The organism is Oceanimonas sp. GK1, assembly GCF_000243075.1.
GTDB lineage: Bacteria > Pseudomonadota > Gammaproteobacteria > Enterobacterales > Aeromonadaceae > Oceanimonas.
The window spans coordinates 2,368,774-2,388,643 of sequence record NC_016745.1; the positions used below are offsets into that span (position 1 = coordinate 2,368,774).

Genomic DNA, 19,870 nt, shown 5'->3' on the forward strand with positions numbered 1-19,870 from the left:
TTTTGCAGCGACAGGACCAACATGACGGCAACAATGTCAGCCACTCAGCTACACGAGCGTTTTCGAGGCTACTACCCAGTGGTGATCGACGTGGAAACCGGCGGCTTCAATGCCCGCACCGACGCCCTGCTGGAAATTGCCGCCATTACCCTGAAAATGGACAAGAATGGCTGGCTGAGCCCGGATCAGACCTTCCATTTTCATGTTACCCCTTTCGAGGGCGCCAATCTGGAGCCGGCGGCGCTGGAGTTCACCGGCATCGATCCCTGGAGCGCCCTGCGTGGCGCCGTCACCGAACGGGAAGCGCTGGAGCAGATTTTCAAGGGCGTGCGCAAAGGCATCAAGGCCAACCACTGCCAGCGGGCGGTGATCGTGGCCCATAACGCCTCTTTTGATCACGGTTTTGTGATGGCGGCGGCGGAGCGCGCCGAGCTCAAACGCAACCCCTTTCATCCCTTTGCCACCTTTGATACTGCCAGCCTGGCCGGCCTGGCCCTGGGGCAGACGGTGCTGGCCAAGGCCTGCCGCGCCGCCGGCATGAGCTTTGACAACAAGGAAGCCCACAGCGCCCTGTACGACACCCGCAAAACCGCCGAGTTGTTTTGCACCATCGTCAATCGCTGGAAACTGCTGGGCGGCTGGCCCCCCGCCCCCGCCGATACGCCGGATTTCGGTGAGCCCGAGCCACAATGATAAAACAGCCCGCCATGAGCGGGCTGCGTTTTTAGATGGCGTGCTCCACCGGTCGTGCGCCTGCCAGATGGCCGGTACGCACCCACAACCGGCAGTGACCACTGGCCTGCAGACCTGGCACCGTCATCGGCGGCAGCCGCAACCAGCTGAGCGGACCAAACCGCTCGGTGCCATCACTCAACTCTCCTTCCAGCACCAGCAGCTCCAACCCGGCCCGGTAACAGCAGGCAGGAAAACGTCCCCCCTCGGCAAAGGCCAGCAAACTGGTGTTGACCCCGTCATAACGGTGCAGCGCCAGCCGGCGAAAACCGTGCTCACCGGTCAGCCAGAGCCCCTGCTCTTCCCGCACCACCTTGAATGCATCGTCGCCGGGCGCGAACTGGTTAAGCTTGACGAAAATCACGCAACCGTCACGGCTGAAGGCCCGGTGCCGGCTGCCCGGCGGATGGCGGACGTAACACCCCGCCTCATAATCGCCGTTTTCATCGGAGAAGGTGCCTTCCAGCACCCAGAATTCCTCCCCCAGGGGGTGTTCATGCTCGGGAAACACCGCGCCCGGCTCAAAACGGACCAGGCTGGTGACATGGCCGCATTCGGCCGCTTCCCGCTCCAGCGGATAACGCCACACCCCGGCGGCCGGCGATGGCTGCCAGCGGTCGGGCTGGTAAGAAAGGGATACAGGTTGAGAGAAGTCCATATTCAGCATCGGTAAGGATCCCGACGAACAAGTGGGATCCCCATCCTGACCCCGTCCTGGTTTCGGGTCAAGCTTTGTTAAGCGCCTCGCAGGGGTAGCTATAACCGCCCTCGCCATCGGGCACAAAACTGAGCCGGTGGCTGATGCAGGCCGGTGCGTCCGACGGATGGTGGGAGACAAACAGCAACTGGGTGCCGCCTTCCGCCACCAGCAGATCGATCCAGCGCTTGACCCAGTGGCGGTTAAAGGTATCGAGCCCCTGCAGCGGCTCGTCCAGAATAAGTATGGGCGGATGCTTGACCATGGCCCGGGCGATCAGCAGCAGCCGTTGCTGGCCATAGGAAAGTTGGCGGAACGGCTCATTGGCCAGTTGCTCCATGCCGAGCAGCGCCAGCCACTGGTCGGCCAGCTTGAGCTGGGCGTCGCCCGGTTGCTGATACACCCCGATGGAGTCGAAAAAACCCGACAGTATCACCGCCTTCGGCGTGGCCGTGACCCGGTAATCCTGCTGCATGGTGGTGCTGACATAGCCGATGTGCTGCTTGATGTCCCAGATGGTCTCGCCGCTGCCCCGGCGCCGGCCGAACAGGGTGAGATCGTTACTGTACCCCTGCGGATGATCCCCGGTCACCAGGCTCAGCAGGGTCGACTTGCCGGCACCGTTGGGGCCCATCACCTGCCAGTGCTCCCCCGGATTCACCTGCCAGTTGAGGCCGTTGAGAATGACCTTGTCGCCGTAGCTGACACGCATATCGCGCATCACAATGCGCGGGGTGTCACCGTCCAGCTCCCGGCGTTCGGCGTCCGGATCCGCCGGCGGCAGAGCCTGGGTGCTGGCTTCCAGTGCCGCCAGGTGATGGAGCTGCTGCAGTTCAACCGAGGCACTCACCACGTCGCGCGGGCCGGCCTGGGTCAGCTCGCACTCGGCCAGAATGCCGAGATGGCTGGCAAAGTCGGGCAGCTCTTCAAAGCGGTTGACGATCAGCACCAGCGTCTGGCCAGCGGCCACCAGTTCGGCCAGCAGGCTCATCAGTCCCTCGTGGGCATGAACGTCGAGCCCATCAAAGGGTTCGTCCAGCACCAGCAGCTCGGGCCGGCTCAGCAGCGCCCGGCATAACAGTACCTTGCGGGTTTCGCCGGTGGACAGGTACTTGAAGCCGCGATCCAGCAGCGCGGTAATACCAAAACGGTGCGCCAGCGCCTCAAGCCGGTCGTGATCGTCACCGCCTTCAAGGATAATCTGCCGGGCGCTGTGGCCATCATCCTGGGCATCGAGCAGATCGCTGTCGTCTTCGTCCCGCTCCCGATCTGTCAGTTGCTGCAACTGCTCGAAGGATACCCACTCCACCCGGGCAAAGTCGTGCTCGGTTCGGCCTTCAAGGCACTTCAGCTCCCCCGCCAGGGCCCGGGCCAGGGCGGTTTTGCCACTGCCGTTGGCACCCACGAACGCCCAGCACTGGCCTCCGGCCAGGCTCAGTGCGGGAATGTGCAACTGGTGACGTTCGCTGATGGCAAAACGGGCGTCCTTAATACAAATGGCGCTCATGGGGCATGTTCCTTGGTTGTTGTGACAAAACTCACATAATCCGCAACCGGACCACCGGATGCAAGCCCGAAAAAGACCCGGTCGACACGGTAATTGTGAGCCGCGCCTCACCCATGAGCGCCATAACAGGCTAACGTCATAGGTGTTTCTCACCCGCTGACAAGGACTGCTTATGCGCTATCACCCAGCATTGATGGATGAACTCAACCTCTTGCTGCATTTTGATCTCGACACCACTCAGCAAGGCATCAAGGTGCATCATGATGCCAGCCCCGGCATGGTCGAGGCCGCCGAACGCCTGCATCAGAAGGGGCTGATCACCCAGGCTGACGGCGGTTACCTCACCGAGCTGGGCCGCGAAACCGCCGAACACGCCCAGTTGATGCTCGGCCTGCTCAAGGAGCCGACTCCCGCCTGAGACAGGAACAAACCGCAGCCATAAAAAATGCCGGCATAAGCCGGCATTGTTACCTTCAACGCAGCGAGCCTTACAGGCCTGCGGCGTTCTCGGACAGGTAGCTGGCCACGCCGTCCGGAGAGGCCTGCATGCCGGCCTTGCCTTTTTCCCACTGGGCCGGGCACACTTCGCCGTGCTCTTCGTGGAACTGCAGGGCGTCGATCATGCGCAGCATCTCGTCGATGTTACGGCCCAGGGGCAGATCGTTCACAACCTGGTGGCGCACCACGCCGTTGGCGTCGATCAGGAAAGAGCCACGGAAGGCCACACCGGCTTCCGGATGCTCAACGTCGTAAGCCTGGCAGATTTCGTGCTTGACGTCGGCAACCAGCGGATACTTGACGTGGCCAATGCCGCCCTTGTCGATGGCGGTGTTGCGCCAGGCGTTGTGGCTGAACTGGGAGTCGATGGACACGCCAATCACTTCCACGCCGCGGCTCTGGAACTCTTCAAAACGGTGATCGAAAGCGATCAGCTCGGAAGGACACACGAAGGTGAAGTCCAGCGGGTAGAAAAACACAACGGCGGCTTTGCCCTTGGTGAACTCCTTGAGGTTGAAGTTCTCAACGATTTCGCCATTGCCCAGCACGGCGGCAGCGGTAAAGTCGGGTGCCTGACGGCCTACCAGTACGCTCATCTTTATCTCCTTGGGGTTTAACAGAACGGTTTTTAAAAACCATACCGAATCAGTGACACAGTATATGGGTGCCCATCACCAAACCCAAGGGTGAAGACCGGCAAGTTTCACCGGCCGCTCAAAAAACAGACAGTTCGGTCGGTTAGGGCTAAAAGCAAAATAATGCTCGACATTCCCGCCTCAATTTGCAAACTACCCGCTTCTTTTTTTGTTAAAACCTGAAGGATATGCCATGAATCCCGTTGTCGTCGCCGTTTGTCTGATGCTGGTGCTGAGCCTGCTGCGCATCAACGTGGTGATCTCATTGGCGCTGAGCGCCCTGGTCGGCGGGCTGGTGGGCGGCCTGTCGCTGACCGACACCGCGAAGATTTTTGCCGACGGCCTCGGCGGCGGCGCCACCATCGCCCTCAGCTATGCCATGCTGGGCGCCTTTGCGGTGGCCATTTCCCGCTCCGGCATTACCGACTTGCTGGCGGTGCGCATTATTCGCGCCCTGGGCCAGGATGCCAGCCAGGCACGGGTATTGTGGATCAAGGCGGTGTTGCTGTGTGCCCTGCTGCTGGCGGCAGTGTCGTCCCAGAACCTGATCCCCATTCACATCGCCTTTATTCCCATTCTGGTGCCGCCGCTGCTGCACGTCATGGCCCGCTTGCAGCTGGATCGCCGGGCGGTGGCCTGTGTGCTGACCTTTGGCCTGACCGCCACCTACATGATGCTGCCAGTGGGCTTTGGCGGCATTTTTCTGAACAACATTCTGCTGGCCAACCTGGTGGAAAACGGGGTCGAGGCCAGCAAGGCCATGTTGCCCGTGGCCATGGGCATTCCGGTGGCCGGCATGTTCCTCGGCTTGCTGGTGGCGCTGTTTGTCAGCTATCGCCAGCCCCGCCGGTACGACGAAAGCAAAATCCTGGCGGTGGAGCCGGAGCATATTCAAATCAATCCGCTGCATATCGGCATTGCCGTGGTCGCCATTGTCAGTGCACTGAGCCTGCAACTGTACAGTGACTCCATTATCCTGGGCGCCATGGTGGGGTTTGTGATCTTCACCATGGGCGGCGTGATCAAGTTTCAGGAAAGTCAGGATGCCTTTACCCAGGGGGTGAAGATGATGTCGCTGATCGGCTTTATCATGATCTCCGCTGCCGGCTTTGCCGCCGTGATCAAGGCCACCGACGGCATTGGCAGCCTGGTGCAGGCGGTGGCGACGGTGCTCGGCGACAACCGCGCCCTGGCGGCGCTGGCCATGCTGGTGGTGGGCTTGCTGATCACCATGGGCATCGGTTCGTCGTTTTCCACCATTCCGATCATCGCCCCCATTTATGTGCCCCTGTGCATGTCGCTCGGTTTTTCACCCCTGGCCACCCTGGCCATCATCGGCACCGCCGGTGCCCTGGGAGATGCGGGCTCGCCGGCCTCCGACTCCACCCTGGGGCCTACCTCGGGCCTGAACGCCGACGGCCAGCACGATCACATCTGGGACTCGGTGGTGCCCACCTTCCTGCACTACAATATTCCGCTGATTGGCTTTGGCTGGCTCGCGGCCATGGTGCTGTAAGCCTCAACTCCCATCATTCGGTTGTGAGTTTGTGCCGGGCTTTGCCCGGCACTTTTGTTTCCATCCCCTTACCCATTTCTCCTCACTCCTTACCCTCAGCTCAAATCAGCGAACGCAGTAACGTCCGCAACCAGTGCAGGGCGGGCTGGCGGTCGTGCAGCGGGTGCCAGACGCAGTTGAGGTGGTAGGCGGGCAAATCCGCCGGCAATGCCACCTGCCTTAACGGCCAGGCGCCGGCCAGCAGGGCCGCCACCTTGCTCGGCAGCACCAGCAGGTGATCACTTTGCGCCACGATGGCCGCCGCCGACATGTAACTCTGGCTGTTGACGGAAATCTGCCGTTTTAGCCCCTGCCGGGCGAGCCAGGTGTCGATGCTGGCCTCGCGGGTGCCCAGTGGCGAATGAAACACATGGGGCAGCGCGGTAAGCTGCTCCAGTGACAGGGCCTCCCCCACCTCGGGGTGATCGTCGGCCACAATGCCCGCCAACGGCTCGGTGAGCCAGGTTTCGATGCGTAGCGATCCCGGCACCTGCATGTATTCATCAAAGCCCAGCACCAGATCCACCTCGCCATTGGCCAGGGCCGCCTCGGGCAGTTGGTCCCGCAAAATATCAATTTCAATGCGCACCCCCGGCGCCAGGGTTTTCAGCCGGCGTATCAGCGGCGGGATCAGCACACACTCCACATAATCGGTGGTGCTGATCACAAAACGGCGGCGAGAAGTAGTCGGCTCGAAATGCGCTTCCCGGCCCAGCTCCTGCTCCAGCAGCACCAGTGCCCGGCGCACCGCCTGATGCAGACTCAGCGCCCGCTGGGTGGGCTGCATGCCGGTGGCGCTGCGCACCAGCAGCGGGTCTTCAAAAAACTGGCGCAGGCGGTTTAGGGCATGGCTCATGGCCGGCTGACTGATAAAGCACTGTTGCGCCGCCCGGGTAACATTGCGCTGGGTCATCAGGGCGTCAAAGGCCAGCAGCAGGTTGAGATCGAGCTGGTGAAGTTTCATACACTATTCACATCATGGATAATGTAATAAATATTATTCATTTGATGGATGAGCTGGCAAGCCGCAGACTCAACCTCACCCAACCGGTGCACTGCAACCGCACCGGTTTCTGACCCGATACAAGGAGCCTTGATATGACCATGGTAACCGTGGCCGCCACCCAGATGGCCTGTAGCTGGAACCGAGACGACAACATCGCCCGCGCCGAAAAGCTGGTACGCCAGGCCGCCAGTCAGGGCGCTCAGATTATTTTGATCCAAGAGCTGTTTGAAGCCCCCTATTTCTGCATCGATCAAAGCCCGGAGCACTTTGCCCTGGCCCAGGAAGTGGACAACAGCCCGCTGATCGCCCATTTTCAGGCCCTGGCCAAAGAGCTGGAAGTGGTGCTGCCGCTCAGCTTCTTTGAGCGTGCCGGCAACGCCTATTACAACTCCCTGGTGGTGATCGACGCCGACGGCAGCCTGCTGGACTTGTACCGCAAGACCCACATTCCCAACGGCCCCGGCTACCAGGAAAAGCAGTTTTTCACGCCCGGCGACACCGGCTTCAAGGTATGGCAGACCCGCTATGCCAAAATCGGCGTGGGCATCTGCTGGGATCAGTGGTTCCCGGAAACCGCCCGCAGCCTGGCGCTGCTGGGGGCTGAGCTGATTTTCTTCCCCACCGCCATCGGCTCCGAGCCCCAGGATGCCAGCATCAACAGCCAGCCCCACTGGACCCGCACCCAGCAGGGCCATGCCGCCGCCAACCTGGTTCCGGTGATCGCCTCCAACCGCATCGGCACCGAGCAGAGCAAATACCACGACAATCTGGAAATCACCTTCTACGGCTCCTCCTTTATTGCCGATGAGTTCGGTGAGCTGGTGCAGCAGGCGGACAAGACCTCCGAGTGCGTGCTGGTGCACCGCTTTGACCTGGCGGAAATTGCCAAAACCCGCGCCAGCTGGGGTCTGTTCCGGGACCGCCGTCCGGCCATGTACCAGACCCTGCTGACCTCCGACGGCAAACTGCCCGGAGGCCGCTGATGAACGCACTCAAGGGCTTTTACATGCCCGCCGAGTGGGCGCCCCAGCAGGCGGTGTGGATGATCTGGCCCCACCGCCCGGACAACTGGCGAGAGCACGGTGCGCCGGCACAGGCCACCTTTGCCAGGCTGGCCGAGGCCATCTCGGCGGTGACCCCGGTATACATGGCGGTGCCCGCGGCGGACATGGACCAGGCCAGCGCCACCATGCCGGCGGCGGTGACCCTGGTAGAGATTGACAGCGATGATGCCTGGGCCAGAGACACCGGCCCCACCGTAGTGGTCGATGGCCAGGGCGGCATCAAGGGCATTGACTGGCGCTTCAACGCCTGGGGCGGCGACCACGGCGGCCTTTATGCGCCCTGGGACCGGGATCAGGCCATGGCGCAAGCCATGCTGGCCCAACACCAGATACCGGCGGTAGAAAGCCCGCTGGTACTGGAAGGCGGCTCCATTCACGTGGACGGCGAAGGCACTTTGCTTACCACCAAGGAGTGCCTGCTCAATGCCAACCGCAACCCGCACCTCAGCCAGGCCGAGATCGAGCAGCACCTGCGCGACACCCTGGGAGTCACCACCTTTATCTGGCTGGATGAAGGGGTGTACATGGACGAAACCGACGGCCATATCGACAACATGGCCTGTTTTGCCCGCCCGGGTGAGGTGATTCTGCACGGCTGCGACGACCCGCTGGATCCGCAGTATGTACGCACCCAGGCTGCCTTTGAGGTGCTGAGCTCGGCGGTGGACGCCAGAGGCCGCAAGCTTAAAGTCTGGCTGCTGCCTCAACCCGGTCCGTTGTATATCAGTGAGCAGGAAGCCGCCGGCATTGCCAGTGGCAGTGGCGTGCCGCGCCCGGCGGGTGAGCGGCTGGCGGCTTCCTACGTGAACTTTCTTATCACCAACGGCCGGCTGCTGTTTCCGCTGCTGGATCCGCGCACCGACGGTGAGGCGAAATCACGGCTGGAAACCATCTTTCCGGAGCTGGAAGTGGTGGGCATACCGGCGCGGGAAATTCTGCTCGGCGGCGGCAATATTCACTGTATTACCCAGCAGATACCAGCGGCATAAACGCTGGCTGACGCGTTCAAAACCGGGGTTCACAGACCCCGGTTTTTTTATTGGCCGAAACGGCTTAATGCAAAGGGGCTCAGATCAAAGCCCGGCTCGCCGTCGAGCATCCAGTGAGCAAACACCTCGCCCAGTACCCCGGCAAACTTGAAGCCGTGCCCGGAGCAGGCGCTGGCATAAAACACGCGATCCAGCTCGGGATGCCGGTCCAGAATAAAGTGCTCGTCCGGCGTGCGCAGGTAGTGGCACACCTTGCCCTCCAGCCACTCTCCCACTCCCGGCAGATAGGTCCGCACAAAGGCATCCAGCTCCGCCCTGTCTTCTGCATAAAAACCAAAGGGAGCCAGGGGTTCTCCCGGCGCCAGTGGCTGGCCGGCGTCGTGCCGGCCAATTTTAAGCCCTTCGCCGCTCAGGGTGGGAAAGCCGTAGTAGATGGCATCGTTGAGCACCGCGGAAAAGCCGGGAAAGACCCCGAGTCCGTAGCGCCCGGCATCGGCCTGGTACCAGGCAAAGGTCTTGCGTACCCGTTGCACCGGCAACACCAGCCCCAGTGACGCCATCAGGGGCGCCACCCGTTGTCCGGCACACACCAGTACCCGGCCGGCGGTGACCCGTCCGCCATCGGCCAGCGCCGCTTCCACCCCGCCGGACACCGCACGCAGCCCGGTGACGGTGCGCCCGCCCAGCAGCCGTGCCCCGTGTGCAGTGCCCAGGCGGTGCCAGGCCCGCAATGCCTGCTCGCAATAAAGCACACCGGCACCGGGTTCAAAGCCACCCACCAGGTCGGCAGGCAGGTGCCAGCCCGGCCAGCGGGCGGTGATGCCGGCCGCACTTTCCAGCTCCAGAGCCAGCGAGTACTCGGCGGCACTGCGTTCCACCTGGGCCAGAAAAGGACTATCGGCCACGCCCAGGTTGAGCACCCCACAGGGCTCGAACAAGCGCTCACCACTCAGTTGCTCCAGCTCGGTCCACAAGGTTTTCGCCCGCAGCAGCAGCGGAATATAGGCGGCGCCCTCACCATAGGCGGTACGGGTCAGCCGGGTGCTGCCGTGGTGGGAGCCCAGTGCATGGGGCGGATGCCCCTCGTCGAGCAGGAGCACCCGGGCCCCCCGGCGGGCCGCGTAAAAGCCCGCCGCCATGCCGACCGAGCCGGCGCCGATAATGAGAATGTCTGCATCCATGGTGGCGTTTACCTTGTTCGAACAGGGCCAAAACAATCGGGGCGCCGGCCTTTGGCCACGGCGCCCCGTGATTAAGAAAACGGCAGCATCACACTGCCGGCTTGAGTATCAGGCCTGCTCGGGCTTGGGATGCTTGGCGGCGGTTTCCTTGATCAGGGTCTGCAGCTCGCCCTGCTGGAACATCTCGATGATGATGTCGCAGCCGCCGATCAGCTCCCCTTCCACCCACAGCTGGGGAAAGGTCGGCCAGTTGGCGTATTTGGGCAGCTCGGCGCGGATCTCGGGGTTTTGCAGAATATCCACGTAGGCAAAAGGTTCACCGCAGTTCATCAGGGCCTGGGACGCCTGGGCGGAAAAACCGCAGCTCGGAAACTTGGGCGAGCCCTTCATGTACAGCAGAATGGGGTTTTCACTGATCTGGGTTTTGATTTTTTCAATGGTGTCCATGACCACCTCGGACAAAGTTGCTAAAGGCTTCATTCTACTGCATCCCTTCCCGGTCTCAAGGGCCGCAACCGATTAATTGCGGACACGGATCCCCCCCGCCGGTACCCGCACAAAAGCTGTTGTTGTTTCGTTCGCGGGCAAACTGTTACAATTCTGTCAGCAGTTTAGCGGTCTGCGACTAAGCTGATTGAAGTCGTAACCGTCATATCAAGAAGCAAGCAGCAATGTCTTCGCCGGTTTCAAACGGCGCATAATAATGGAGAATTGAACATGGCTTTTGAACTTCCCGCACTGCCTTATGCCAAGAATGCCCTGGAACCCCATATCTCCCAGGAAACCCTGGAATATCACCACGGCAAACACCACAACACCTATGTGGTTAACCTGAACAACCTGGTTCCCGGCACCGAATTCGAAGGCAAGTCCCTGGAAGACATCATCAAGACTTCTTCCGGCGGCATCTTCAACAACGCCGCTCAGGTCTGGAACCACACCTTCTACTGGCACTGCCTGTCTCCCAACGGCGGCGGTGAGCCCACCGGTGCCCTGGCCGATGCCATCAAGGCGGCGTTCGGTTCTTTCGACGCCTTCAAGGAAGAGTTCACCAAGTCTGCCGTGACCAACTTCGGCTCCGGCTGGACCTGGCTGGTGAAAAAGGCTGACGGCACCGTGGGCCTGGTAAACACCTCCAACGCCGGCTGCCCGCTGACCGAAGCCGGTCTGACTCCCCTGCTGACCTGCGATGTGTGGGAGCACGCTTACTACATCGACTACCGCAACGTACGTCCCGACTATGTGAAAGCCTTCTGGGCCCTGGTCAACTGGGACTTCGTAGCAGAAAACTTCGCCAAGTAAGTTTTTATCTGCTGAAAACACCCCGGCTCGCCGGGGTGTTTTTGTTATTGGGGCTTTTTTAATCAAGCTCCCTGAGTGTAAAATGCGCCCTTTCCTGTGTTTGTCCGTCAAAGTGAGTCCATTCTAGTGAGTATGTCTGTTCCCCGTATCGGCTTTGTGTCTCTCGGCTGCCCGAAAAACCTGGTCGACTCCGAGCGTATTCTGACCCAGCTGCGTATCGAAGGTTACGACGTGGTGCCTTCCTACGATGATGCCGATATGGTGATCGTCAATACCTGTGGTTTTATCGACAGCGCCGTACAGGAATCTCTGGAAGCCATCGGCGAGGCCCTCAACGAAAACGGCAAGGTGATCGTCACCGGCTGCCTGGGCGCCAAGGAAGATCAGATCCGTGAAGTGCACCCCAAGGTGCTGGAAATCACCGGCCCCCATTCCTACGAGCAGGTACTGGAGCATGTACACCGCTATGTGCCGCGCCCGGAATACAACCCCTTCGTCAACCTGGTGCCCGAGCAGGGCGTCAAACTGACCCCCAAGCACTACGCCTACCTGAAGATCTCCGAAGGCTGCAACCACAAGTGCACCTTCTGCATTATTCCGTCCATGCGGGGCGATCTGGACAGCCGTCCCATCGGTGACGTGCTGGCCGAAGCGGGCCGGCTGGCGGACGCCGGCGTGAAAGAGCTGCTGGTGATCTCCCAGGACACTTCCGCCTACGGGGTGGATGTGAAGCACAAAACCGGTTTTGCCAGCGGCATGCCGGTGAAGACCCACATTCAGGCCCTGTGTGAAGAGCTGGGCAAAATGGGCGTGTGGGTGCGCCTGCATTACGTTTACCCCTACCCGCACGTGGACGACCTTATTCCGCTGATGCGTGACGGCAAGATCCTGCCCTACCTGGATATTCCGCTGCAGCACGCCAGCCCGCGCATTCTCAAGCTGATGAAGCGCCCCGGCGCGGTGGAGCGCACCCTGGAGCGCATTCGCCGCTGGCGGGAAATCTGCCCCGAGCTGACCATTCGCTCCACCTTTATTGTGGGCTTTCCCGGTGAGACCGAGGAAGACTTTCAAATGCTGCTCGACTTTATCGAGCAGGCCGAGCTGGATCGGGTGGGCTGCTTTACCTATAGCCCGGTGGAAGGCGCCCGCGCCAACGAGCTGGCGGATCCGGTGCCGGAAGACGTCAAGCAGGAACGCTACGAGCGCTTTATGGCGCTGCAGCAGCAGATTTCCACCCGTCGCCTGGCCCAAAAGGTGGGCAAGACCATACAGGTACTGATCGACGAGGTGGATGAGGAAGGTGCCATCGGCCGCTCCAGCGCCGATGCCCCGGAAATCGACGGCATGGTCTATCTGAACGGTGAAACCGGCCTCAAGCCCGGCGACATGGTCAATGTGACCGTCACCCACTCCGACGAGTACGACCTCTGGGCCGAGCTGGCCTGACGTAGACGGATCACTCCCACGCAGCCATGCCTTATTGGTCACTCCTGCCTTCGCGAGCATGACGAAAGAGAGATTTAAGCCCCGGCAACGGGGCTTTTTTGTACCCCGCCGTGTCGTCAATTCATTTCATTTGTTGTTTAGCTACAGTTTTTTTGGCTTTTTTTTCGCCCGCCAAGTAATTTTTTCAGAATTTTCTCATACTTTGGTATGGCAGGGCTCTTACCCCAGGGGCTGGTGCTGTATAGTGTATCCTGTTGTTTTTCATCATTCGGGCCGGGTTCTCCCCGCCTTACTGAGCCGGAAGTTCAGATGAATACCTTGGAAAAAATTACCAAAAATCTCGACAGTTTCAGCAAGTCTGAACGCAAGGTGGCAGAAGTGATCCTCTCCTCGCCCCAAACTGCCATTCATTCCAGCATCGCGGCGCTGGCCAAACTGGCGGACGTCAGTGAGCCCACCGTCAATCGCTTCTGCCGTCGTCTCGATACCAAGGGTTTTCCCGACTTCAAGCTGCACCTGGCCCAGAGCCTGGCCAACGGTACCCCCTATGTAAACCGGCACGTGGAAGAGGACGACGGTCCCGAGTCCTATACCGCCAAGATCTTCGAGTCCAGCATGGCCTGCCTCGATTCCGCCCGGCACAGCCTGGATCCCCAGGCGGTGAACCGCTGCGTCGACATTCTCACCCAGGCGCGCAAGCTGTCGTTCTTTGGCCTGGGCGCCTCCTCCGCCGTGGCCCACGACGCCATGAACAAATTCTTCCGCTTCAATGTGCCGGTGCTGTGCTTTGATGACGTGGTGATGATGCGCATGAGCTGCATCGCCAGCTCCGAAGGGGATGTGGTGGTGTTGATCTCCCACACCGGCCGCACCAAGGCGCTGGTGGAAATCGCCCAGCTGGCCCGGCAGAACGACGCCGTGGTGATTGGCCTGACCGCCAAGGACTCCCCCCTCGCCCGGGAGTGCAGCGTGGTGCTGTCGATGGACGTGCCGGAAGACACCGACGTCTACCTGCCCATGGCTTCCCGCCTGGCCCAGATGGTGCTGATCGACGTACTCGCCACCGGTTTTATTCTGCGCCGGGGCGCCCGCTTTCGGGAAAACCTGAAAAAGGTAAAGGAAGGCATCAAGAATTCCCGCTTCGACGGGCCCCATTACTGACGCTGCCTTTGGTTAGGTGGGCCGGGCATCTCGCCCGGCCGGCAAGCCGCCCCCCATGTTAATTCGCGGTAGAAAATGTTACAGCGAAACCGCCACAATATATCGCCAGGCTGAGCACAATAAATAATCAGCTTGTACTGCCGGTCGTTTTCATGTCGTACAGCAATGGCAAATTTAATCTAACTTTTTCTTTTCTTTCATCAACTTGCCATAATTCATCCGCTGCATATCCCGACCTATTACGGCTGTCCTTGACCTCGATCAAGCCCGTATGAAAACCCCGGCATTTTTGTGATCCCGTCTACACTTTTACAATGGCTTCGGTTATCATCGATAACAATTTCATAAACCAAGGATGAAGTGTCGGACCGTGAGCAGCCCCTGGCCTTTCCATTATTCGTCAGTTTCGGCCCTGAATATGGTCATCTCCTCAGTGACTGCCGACACTTGCCCGCTTCTTCCGCATCAGCGTCCCCCTGGTCTGATGCACAATACTGTTTTTTCTGTCGTATTCATTCTTTCTTCCAATTGGAGTCTCTCATGTTAAGACGCACCAAGATCGTAACCACCCTGGGCCCGGCCACCGACCGCGACAACAACCTCGAAGGCATCATTGCCGCCGGCGCCAACGTAGTTCGCATGAACTTCTCCCATGGTACCCCGGAAGATCACATGAACCGCGCCAACCAGGTGCGCGCCATTGCCAAGAAACTGGGCAAGCACGTGGCCATTCTCGGTGACCTGCAGGGTCCGAAGATCCGCGTGTCCACCTTCAAGGACGGCAAAATCCAGCTCAACCTTGGCGACAAGTTCGTGCTGGACGCCGATTTGCCCAAGGGCGAAGGCAACCAGGAAAGCGTGGGTATCGACTACAAAGAACTGCCCCGGGACGTGAAAAACGGCGACATCCTGCTGCTGGATGACGGCCGGGTACAACTGCGCGTGGAAGGCGTGGAAGGCAACAAGGTCCTGACCGAAGTCACCGTGGCCGGCCCCCTGTCCAACAACAAGGGCATCAACAAGAAAGGCGGCGGTCTGTCCGCGCCGGCCCTGACCGACAAGGACAAGGAAGACATCAAGACCGCCGCCAAGATCGGCGTGGATTACCTGGCCGTGTCCTTTCCCCGCACCGGTGAAGACATGCGCATTGCCCGCGAACTGGCTCGCGCCGCCGGCAGCAACGCCAAGATGGTGGCCAAGGTAGAGCGCGCCGAGGCCGTGGCCACCGACGCCGCCATGGAAGACGTGGTACTGGCCTCCGACGCCGTGATGGTCGCCCGGGGTGACCTGGGTGTGGAAATCGGTGACCCCGAGCTGGTGGGTGTGCAGAAGAAGCTGATCCGCACCAGCCGCCGCCTGAACCGCGTAGTGATCACCGCCACCCAGATGATGGAGTCCATGATCACCGCGCCGCTGCCCACCCGTGCCGAAGTCATGGACGTGGCCAACGCCGTGCTCGACGGCACCGACGCGGTGATGCTGTCTGCCGAAACCGCTGCCGGCCAGTTCCCGGTTGAAACCGTCAAGGCCATGGCCGAAGTGTGTCTGGGCGCCGAAAAGCACCCCAGCATCAATGTCTCCAACCACCGCATGAACTTTACCTTCACCTCGGTGGAAGAGACCGTGGCCATGTCCACCATGTATGCCGCCAACCACCTGCAGGGTGTCAAGGCCATCGTGGCGCTGACCCACTCCGGCACCACCCCGCTGCTGCTGTCCCGCATCAGCTCTGGTCTGCCGATCTTCGCCCTGTCCCAGGAAGAAAAAACCCTGTCCTGGGCCAACCTGTACCGTGGTGTAACGCCAGTGTACTTCAAGGCCGACGAGAGCAAGAACATCTCCGAAATCTGCCGTGAGGCCATCGCCACCCTGAAGCAGTCCGGCCACGTCAGCAGCGGCGACCTGGTCCTGCTGACCCACGGCGACATGATGGAAGTGGTGGGCAGCACCAACACCTGCAAGATCCTCACCGTCGAGTAAGCCGCTCTTACTCCACCGACAGCAAAAGGCCGGGCATATTGCCCGGCCTTTTTGTGCCCCGTTTGCGCTGGTTATTGCACCAGGGCCACCACCTCCCGCGTCAGCCGGGCAATCTCCTCCCAGTGACCGGCCCTGATCAGCGACGGGTCCACCATCCAGGAGCCGCCGCAGGCGATCACCCCGGGCAGGGCCAGATACTCCCGAATATTGTCGGCATTGATGCCACCGGTGGGCATCAGGCTGAGCTGATCAAAGGGGCCCAGCAACGCCTGGATCATCCTGATGCCGCCGGAGGCCTCCGCCGGAAAGAACTTGAGTGTGGTCAGCCCCATTTCCAGCGCCGCTTCAATGGTACTGGGATTGTTGACGCCGGGAATAATGGGCAGCCCCAGCTCCCGGCAGGCGTTCACCGTGTTGGGGTTGAACCCCGGCGACACCACAAAGTCCGCGCCGGCCGCCTGCGCCGCCTGGGCCTGCGCCCGGCTCAGCACAGTACCGGCGCCAATCAGCATCTCGGGGTGGGCTCGGCGCAGCAGCCGAATGGCGGCGACGGCGGCGGTGGAGCGAAAGGTAATCTCTGCCGCCGGCAGGCCGTTGTCGGCCAGTACCCGGCCCAGGGGCAAAATGGCGTCGGCCTGCTCCAGGGTAATGACCGGCAGAATTTTCAGGTGTGCAAGGCGTTCAGTGAGTAAGATCATGTCGGTACGCAGTGAATCCCATAAACAGAGCTGCAGGCCGGGCCCGTGCCCGGCCTGCAGCATAACAGCGCTCAGGCCGCATTGCTCTTTTTCCCCTGCCGGCGGCTGAGCACACCGGGGGCGAAACTGTCCACGGCAATGGCCTGCCGGCGCAGCTCGTCCGCTTCCCGTAACCGGTGCGCTTCGGTCTCGGTGATCACCCCCGCCTGCTGGGCTCGCTCAAGCAATGCCGGCAAGGCCAGTTTGGCAGGCAGAACACCGTCTTTCTGTGCCCGTACCATTTTCTTTTCCACCTCCTGCACGGCGACCATGGCGTTAAAGGCGGCCTCCAGTTCACCCAGCCCCGGCTCGTCTGCCGGCGGCAGGTAACACAGCGCCGAAAGCCGGTCACGCACGCCGCCGGGGGTCATCAGCTGCCGGCAAATAGCGTGCACCTCCCTGTCCGCCGGCATACGATAGCGGTTGCCGAGGGGAAAGATCAGCGCCTTCAGACTCCAGGCCACCGGCCGGTTGGGAAAGTTCTGCAAAAAGCCGGTGAGGGCCTCGCCAATCGAATGCAGGTTGCGGCTCACCGCATAATGCACAAAGGGCAACTCCTCGGCGGGACGGCCGTTGTCCTCAAAGTACTTGAGGGTGGCGCTGGCCAGGTACAGGTGGCTGAGCACGTCCCCCAGCCGGGCCGACAGCATCTCCTTGCGCTTGAGCTCCCCTCCCAGCATCAACATCGACACATCGGCGCACAGGGCCAGGGCCCGGCTCATGCGACTGAGCTGGCGGTAATAGCGGGCGGTGTCGCCGGATACCGGCGAGCCATTGAAGCGAGCCCCGGTCAGCCCTTGCCAGAGTGCACCCAGGGCGTTGCCGGTGGCAAAACCGAGGTGGCGGAACAGCAGGCGATCAAACTCCGCCAGGCCGGCCTGCTCGTCGGGATTGGCGGCAGCCTCCATTTCCTTCAGCACATAAGGGTGACAGCGCGTGGCGCCCTGGCCGAAAATCATCAGGTTGCGGGTCAGAATGTTGGCCCCTTCCACGGTAATGGCGATGGGCATGCCCATGTAATTGTGGGCCAGGTAGTTTTTCGGGCCCATCTGAATGGCCTTGCCGGCATGCACGTCCATGGCGTCGTTCATCACAGTGCGCGCCATTTCGGTCATGTGATACTTGGAGATGGCGGTGACGATGGCCGGGCTTTCATTCAGATCCAGGGCCCGGGTGGTCAGTCGCCGGGTGGCCTCCAGCTGGTAGGTCAGGCCGCCAATGCGGGCCAGGGCTTCCTGCACCCCTTCAAAGCGACCGATGGACAGGCCGAACTGCTTGCGTACCACGGCGTAAGCACTGGTGCTGCGGGTGGCCAGGTGGCCACTGGCGGTGCCCAGCGCCGGCAGCGAAATACCCCGCCCCGCCGACAGACATTCCACCAGCATGCGCCAGCCGCGCCCGGCGTAAGCGGGGCCGCCGATGATCCAGTCGAGGGGAATAAACACCTCCTTGCCTTGAGTGGTACCGTTTAAAAACGCCAGACCCATGGGCAGGTGACGGTCTCCGATGTTAACTCCGGGGTGGGAAGTGGGGATCAAGGCACAGGTAATGCCGAGCGCCTCGGTATCGCCCAGCAAATGGTCGGGATCGTACAGCTTGAATGCCAGCCCCAGCACGGTCGCCCGCGGGGCCAGGGTGATGTAGCGCTTGTCCCAGTTAAGCCGCAGCCCCAGCACCTGTTCGCCTTCAAACTCGCCCATGCACACCACGCCGCTGTCGGGGATGGAGCCGGCATCGGAGCCCGCCTCGGGCCCGGTCAGAGCAAAACAGGGGATTTCGGCACCGCTGGCGAGCCCCGGCAACCAGCGCTGTTTCTGAGCTTCGGTGCCGTAGTGCATCAGCAGCTCGCCCGGCCCCAAGGAATTGGGCACCATGACGGTCACCGAGGCACTGGTACTGCGGCTGGCAATGCGCGCCACTATGGTGGAGTTGGCAAAGGCGGAAAAATTCAGCCCGCCGTAAGACTCGGGAATGATCAGCGAGAAAAAACCGTTGTTACGCAGATAATCCCACACCGGCTCGGGCAGCTCCCGCTCCTCGCTGACAATCCGGTAATCGTCCAGCATGGCCAGCAGGGTTTCCACCTCGTTGTCGAGAAAGGACTGCTCCCGCTCGCTCAGTCGGGCCGGGCCGTAAGACAGCAGCCTGCTCCAGTCGGGCCGGCCGCTGAACAGCTCGCCGTCCCACCACACCGAGCCGGCCTCCATGGCTTCACGCTCGGTTGCCGACAGCGGAGGCAACACCTTTTTGAAGGTGGCAAAGGCCGGGGCGCTTATCCACTTTCTGCGTAAACTCATCATGACCTCCTCAACCGCCTGGTTGTATCAATCGGTGCGGGCTTCCATGCCGCTGGCCAGGTAGGGAATGACCTTGCGTACCAGGCCTTCCACGTCGATATCTTCATTAAAATCATTTCTGGCAATGTCCCTGAGCGCCTCGCTGGAGGCCATGGTGAACACCACGGTACCCAGGGTGAAATGCAACCGCCAGAACAGCTCGGCGGAAGACAATGCCGGTGCCGCCCGCCGAATACACTGGGAAAAACGGGCAACCACCTCACCATAGTGGTTGATAATAAACCAGCGCAAAAAGCCCTGGTTGTCCATGTAGCCGCCCCCCAGCAACTGCAAAAAGATCGCGGGGCCACGCGGTCGCACCCGGGTCAGTGCCATCAGGGGCGCCACAAAACAGTCAAACACCTGCTTTACGCTGATCTGCGGTTGCGCCAGCAGCCGTACCAGGGCCTCATCCAGTTGTGGCATAAACAGGCCGAGATACCTGTCCATCACCGCCTTGATCAGATCCTTGCGCGAGCCAAAATGATAGTTGACCGCGGCCAGGTTCACACCGGCGGCAGTGGTGATCACCCTGAGAGAGGTATCGCTGAACCCCTGTTCGGCAAACAGCAGCTCGGCGGCATCCAGTATTTTTTGCTTGGTATCCCTGCGGGTCATCCGCCACCCCGGCCAGATTAAAACACTTGTTTAAAATCTATGTTTGAGCCCGGTGGCTGTCAAGGCAAAAACCGGCGAACATTTTTTGTTCGTTTTTTTGTGGTGGGCGGGAACCTTTTGGCGGCGGGGCGTTCATACTTAGTGCCACTGCAATTAAGCACTAAGCCTTGGCCCAGCGTCTTCGCTGGGCATTTTTTTAAGCGGCTTTATTGGGGTACACTGACGCCATTCGTTATCTACTCCGTTCATCATGAGCCTGAAAGACGCCCCCGCCCACATTCAACTGGCCGTTGACCTCATTGAACTGCTTGAACTCAACCAGGTAACGCCCGAGCTGGCCCTGGCCGCCCTGGCCATGGTGACCCGGGATTTTGAGCGCAAGCTGGCCGAGCAGCAGGCGGATGACAACGGCTGACGGCATGGCCG

At 61.0% G+C, this 19,870-nt stretch carries 19 protein-coding genes; 10 read left to right on the forward strand and 9 right to left on the reverse strand.

What is annotated here, in order from left to right; genetic code table 11:
* Positions 1 to 33 precede the first annotated feature (33 nt).
* A complete protein-coding gene (rnt, locus tag GU3_RS11215) occupies positions 34 to 693 on the forward strand; it encodes a ribonuclease T (protein ID WP_041543156.1) in 660 nt (219 codons plus the stop codon).
* 31 nt (positions 694 to 724) lie between these two features.
* On the opposite strand, the gene GU3_RS11220 is transcribed toward rnt, so the two are convergent.
* The gene (locus tag GU3_RS11220; protein ID WP_237711139.1) at positions 725 to 1,390 is read right to left on the reverse strand and encodes a cupin domain-containing protein; all 666 of its coding nucleotides are present in this window, start codon (positions 1,388 to 1,390) and stop codon (positions 725 to 727) included.
* A gap of 67 nt (positions 1,391 to 1,457) precedes the next feature.
* Positions 1,458 to 2,936, reverse strand: coding sequence for a molybdate ABC transporter ATP-binding protein ModF (gene modF / locus GU3_RS11225; RefSeq protein ID WP_014292656.1), 1,479 nt, complete (start codon positions 2,934 to 2,936; stop codon positions 1,458 to 1,460).
* Positions 2,937 to 3,108: 172 nt separating this feature from the next.
* Here modF and GU3_RS11230 point away from each other — a divergent pair, with 172 nt between their 5' ends.
* Positions 3,109 to 3,354 carry a TIGR02647 family protein gene (locus GU3_RS11230; protein ID WP_014292657.1) on the forward strand — a complete coding sequence of 82 codons (246 nt, stop codon included), beginning with the start codon at positions 3,109 to 3,111 and terminating at the stop codon, positions 3,352 to 3,354.
* A 70-nt stretch (positions 3,355 to 3,424) separates the two neighbouring features.
* On the opposite strand, the gene GU3_RS11235 is transcribed toward GU3_RS11230, so the two are convergent.
* Positions 3,425 to 4,030: a peroxiredoxin C gene (locus tag GU3_RS11235; protein WP_014292658.1), complete on the reverse strand. Its 606-nt coding sequence runs from the start codon at positions 4,028 to 4,030 to the stop codon at positions 3,425 to 3,427.
* A gap of 232 nt (positions 4,031 to 4,262) precedes the next feature.
* Here GU3_RS11235 and GU3_RS11240 point away from each other — a divergent pair, with 232 nt between their 5' ends.
* Positions 4,263 to 5,585, forward strand: a complete 1,323-nt coding sequence (locus GU3_RS11240) for a Na+/H+ antiporter family protein (protein WP_014292659.1) — start codon at positions 4,263 to 4,265, stop codon at positions 5,583 to 5,585.
* Between the two features lie 100 nt (positions 5,586 to 5,685).
* On the opposite strand, the gene GU3_RS11245 is transcribed toward GU3_RS11240, so the two are convergent.
* Positions 5,686 to 6,588 (reverse strand): LysR family transcriptional regulator, encoded by a 903-nt coding sequence (locus tag GU3_RS11245; protein WP_014292660.1) that lies wholly within the window; start codon positions 6,586 to 6,588, stop codon positions 5,686 to 5,688.
* Positions 6,589 to 6,722: 134 nt separating this feature from the next.
* On the opposite strand from GU3_RS11245, the gene aguB reads away from it, so the two are divergent.
* Complete coding sequence (gene aguB / locus GU3_RS11250) at positions 6,723 to 7,613, forward strand: N-carbamoylputrescine amidase (protein ID WP_014292661.1); 891 nt, start codon at positions 6,723 to 6,725, stop codon at positions 7,611 to 7,613.
* Positions 7,613 to 8,683 carry an agmatine deiminase gene (gene aguA / locus GU3_RS11255; RefSeq protein WP_014292662.1) on the forward strand — a complete coding sequence of 357 codons (1,071 nt, stop codon included), beginning with the start codon at positions 7,613 to 7,615 and terminating at the stop codon, positions 8,681 to 8,683. Before aguB ends, aguA begins: the two co-directional genes overlap by 1 nt.
* Positions 8,684 to 8,730: 47 nt before the next feature.
* Here the strand turns inward: aguA and solA are convergent, their stop codons facing one another.
* Positions 8,731 to 9,864: an N-methyl-L-tryptophan oxidase gene (gene solA / locus GU3_RS11260; RefSeq protein ID WP_014292663.1), complete on the reverse strand. Its 1,134-nt coding sequence runs from the start codon at positions 9,862 to 9,864 to the stop codon at positions 8,731 to 8,733.
* A gap of 108 nt (positions 9,865 to 9,972) precedes the next feature.
* A complete protein-coding gene (locus tag GU3_RS11265; RefSeq protein WP_014292664.1) occupies positions 9,973 to 10,311 on the reverse strand; it encodes a Grx4 family monothiol glutaredoxin in 339 nt (112 codons plus the stop codon).
* 270 nt (positions 10,312 to 10,581) lie between these two features.
* Here GU3_RS11265 and sodB point away from each other — a divergent pair, with 270 nt between their 5' ends.
* The 4 genes from sodB (at position 10,582) to pyk (ending at position 15,753) form a co-directional block, all read left to right on the forward strand.
* Positions 10,582 to 11,166, forward strand: a complete 585-nt coding sequence (gene sodB / locus GU3_RS11270) for a superoxide dismutase [Fe] (protein ID WP_014292665.1) — start codon at positions 10,582 to 10,584, stop codon at positions 11,164 to 11,166.
* 132 nt (positions 11,167 to 11,298) lie between these two features.
* Positions 11,299 to 12,612: a 30S ribosomal protein S12 methylthiotransferase RimO gene (gene rimO, locus GU3_RS11275; RefSeq protein ID WP_014292666.1), complete on the forward strand. Its 1,314-nt coding sequence runs from the start codon at positions 11,299 to 11,301 to the stop codon at positions 12,610 to 12,612.
* Between the two features lie 309 nt (positions 12,613 to 12,921).
* Positions 12,922 to 13,773, forward strand: a complete 852-nt coding sequence (locus GU3_RS11280; RefSeq protein ID WP_014292667.1) for a MurR/RpiR family transcriptional regulator — start codon at positions 12,922 to 12,924, stop codon at positions 13,771 to 13,773.
* A 540-nt stretch (positions 13,774 to 14,313) separates the two neighbouring features.
* Positions 14,314 to 15,753: a pyruvate kinase gene (gene pyk, locus GU3_RS11285; RefSeq protein ID WP_014292668.1), complete on the forward strand. Its 1,440-nt coding sequence runs from the start codon at positions 14,314 to 14,316 to the stop codon at positions 15,751 to 15,753.
* 71 nt (positions 15,754 to 15,824) lie between these two features.
* Here the strand turns inward: pyk and GU3_RS11290 are convergent, their stop codons facing one another.
* The 3 genes from GU3_RS11290 to GU3_RS11300 all read right to left on the reverse strand — a co-directional run bounded on the left by GU3_RS11290 (position 15,825) and on the right by GU3_RS11300 (position 19,444).
* A complete protein-coding gene (locus tag GU3_RS11290; RefSeq protein WP_014292669.1) occupies positions 15,825 to 16,451 on the reverse strand; it encodes a bifunctional 4-hydroxy-2-oxoglutarate aldolase/2-dehydro-3-deoxy-phosphogluconate aldolase in 627 nt (208 codons plus the stop codon).
* Between the two features lie 71 nt (positions 16,452 to 16,522).
* On the reverse strand, positions 16,523 to 18,787 hold the full coding sequence (locus GU3_RS11295; protein ID WP_014292670.1) for an acyl-CoA dehydrogenase: 2,265 nt from the start codon (positions 18,785 to 18,787) through the stop codon (positions 16,523 to 16,525).
* Between the two features lie 27 nt (positions 18,788 to 18,814).
* Positions 18,815 to 19,444, reverse strand: coding sequence for a TetR/AcrR family transcriptional regulator (locus GU3_RS11300; RefSeq protein ID WP_014292671.1), 630 nt, complete (start codon positions 19,442 to 19,444; stop codon positions 18,815 to 18,817).
* A 250-nt stretch (positions 19,445 to 19,694) separates the two neighbouring features.
* Here GU3_RS11300 and GU3_RS16820 point away from each other — a divergent pair, with 250 nt between their 5' ends.
* On the forward strand, positions 19,695 to 19,859 hold the full coding sequence (locus GU3_RS16820) for a YbaM family protein (RefSeq protein WP_014292672.1): 165 nt from the start codon (positions 19,695 to 19,697) through the stop codon (positions 19,857 to 19,859).
* Positions 19,860 to 19,870 lie beyond the last annotated feature (11 nt).

Coding starts and splice junctions, on each gene's coding strand:
- solA (WP_014292663.1), bottom strand. CDS start 9,864: ATGGATGCAGACATTCTCATTATCGGCGCCGGCTCGGTCGGCATGGCG.
- GU3_RS11220 (WP_237711139.1), bottom strand. CDS start 1,390: ATGGACTTCTCTCAACCTGTATCCCTTTCTTACCAGCCCGACCGCTGG.
- GU3_RS11245 (WP_014292660.1), bottom strand. CDS start 6,588: ATGAAACTTCACCAGCTCGATCTCAACCTGCTGCTGGCCTTTGACGCC.
- GU3_RS11240 (WP_014292659.1), top strand. CDS start 4,263: ATGAATCCCGTTGTCGTCGCCGTTTGTCTGATGCTGGTGCTGAGCCTG.
- GU3_RS16820 (WP_014292672.1), top strand. CDS start 19,695: ATGAGCCTGAAAGACGCCCCCGCCCACATTCAACTGGCCGTTGACCTC.
- GU3_RS11235 (WP_014292658.1), bottom strand. CDS start 4,030: ATGAGCGTACTGGTAGGCCGTCAGGCACCCGACTTTACCGCTGCCGCC.
- GU3_RS11265 (WP_014292664.1), bottom strand. CDS start 10,311: ATGGACACCATTGAAAAAATCAAAACCCAGATCAGTGAAAACCCCATT.
- modF (WP_014292656.1), bottom strand. CDS start 2,936: ATGAGCGCCATTTGTATTAAGGACGCCCGTTTTGCCATCAGCGAACGT.
- sodB (WP_014292665.1), top strand. CDS start 10,582: ATGGCTTTTGAACTTCCCGCACTGCCTTATGCCAAGAATGCCCTGGAA.
- aguA (WP_014292662.1), top strand. CDS start 7,613: ATGAACGCACTCAAGGGCTTTTACATGCCCGCCGAGTGGGCGCCCCAG.
- GU3_RS11280 (WP_014292667.1), top strand. CDS start 12,922: ATGAATACCTTGGAAAAAATTACCAAAAATCTCGACAGTTTCAGCAAG.
- rimO (WP_014292666.1), top strand. CDS start 11,299: ATGTCTGTTCCCCGTATCGGCTTTGTGTCTCTCGGCTGCCCGAAAAAC.
- rnt (WP_041543156.1), top strand. CDS start 34: ATGTCAGCCACTCAGCTACACGAGCGTTTTCGAGGCTACTACCCAGTG.
- GU3_RS11300 (WP_014292671.1), bottom strand. CDS start 19,444: ATGACCCGCAGGGATACCAAGCAAAAAATACTGGATGCCGCCGAGCTG.
- GU3_RS11290 (WP_014292669.1), bottom strand. CDS start 16,451: ATGATCTTACTCACTGAACGCCTTGCACACCTGAAAATTCTGCCGGTC.
- pyk (WP_014292668.1), top strand. CDS start 14,314: ATGTTAAGACGCACCAAGATCGTAACCACCCTGGGCCCGGCCACCGAC.
- GU3_RS11230 (WP_014292657.1), top strand. CDS start 3,109: ATGCGCTATCACCCAGCATTGATGGATGAACTCAACCTCTTGCTGCAT.
- aguB (WP_014292661.1), top strand. CDS start 6,723: ATGACCATGGTAACCGTGGCCGCCACCCAGATGGCCTGTAGCTGGAAC.
- GU3_RS11295 (WP_014292670.1), bottom strand. CDS start 18,787: ATGAGTTTACGCAGAAAGTGGATAAGCGCCCCGGCCTTTGCCACCTTC.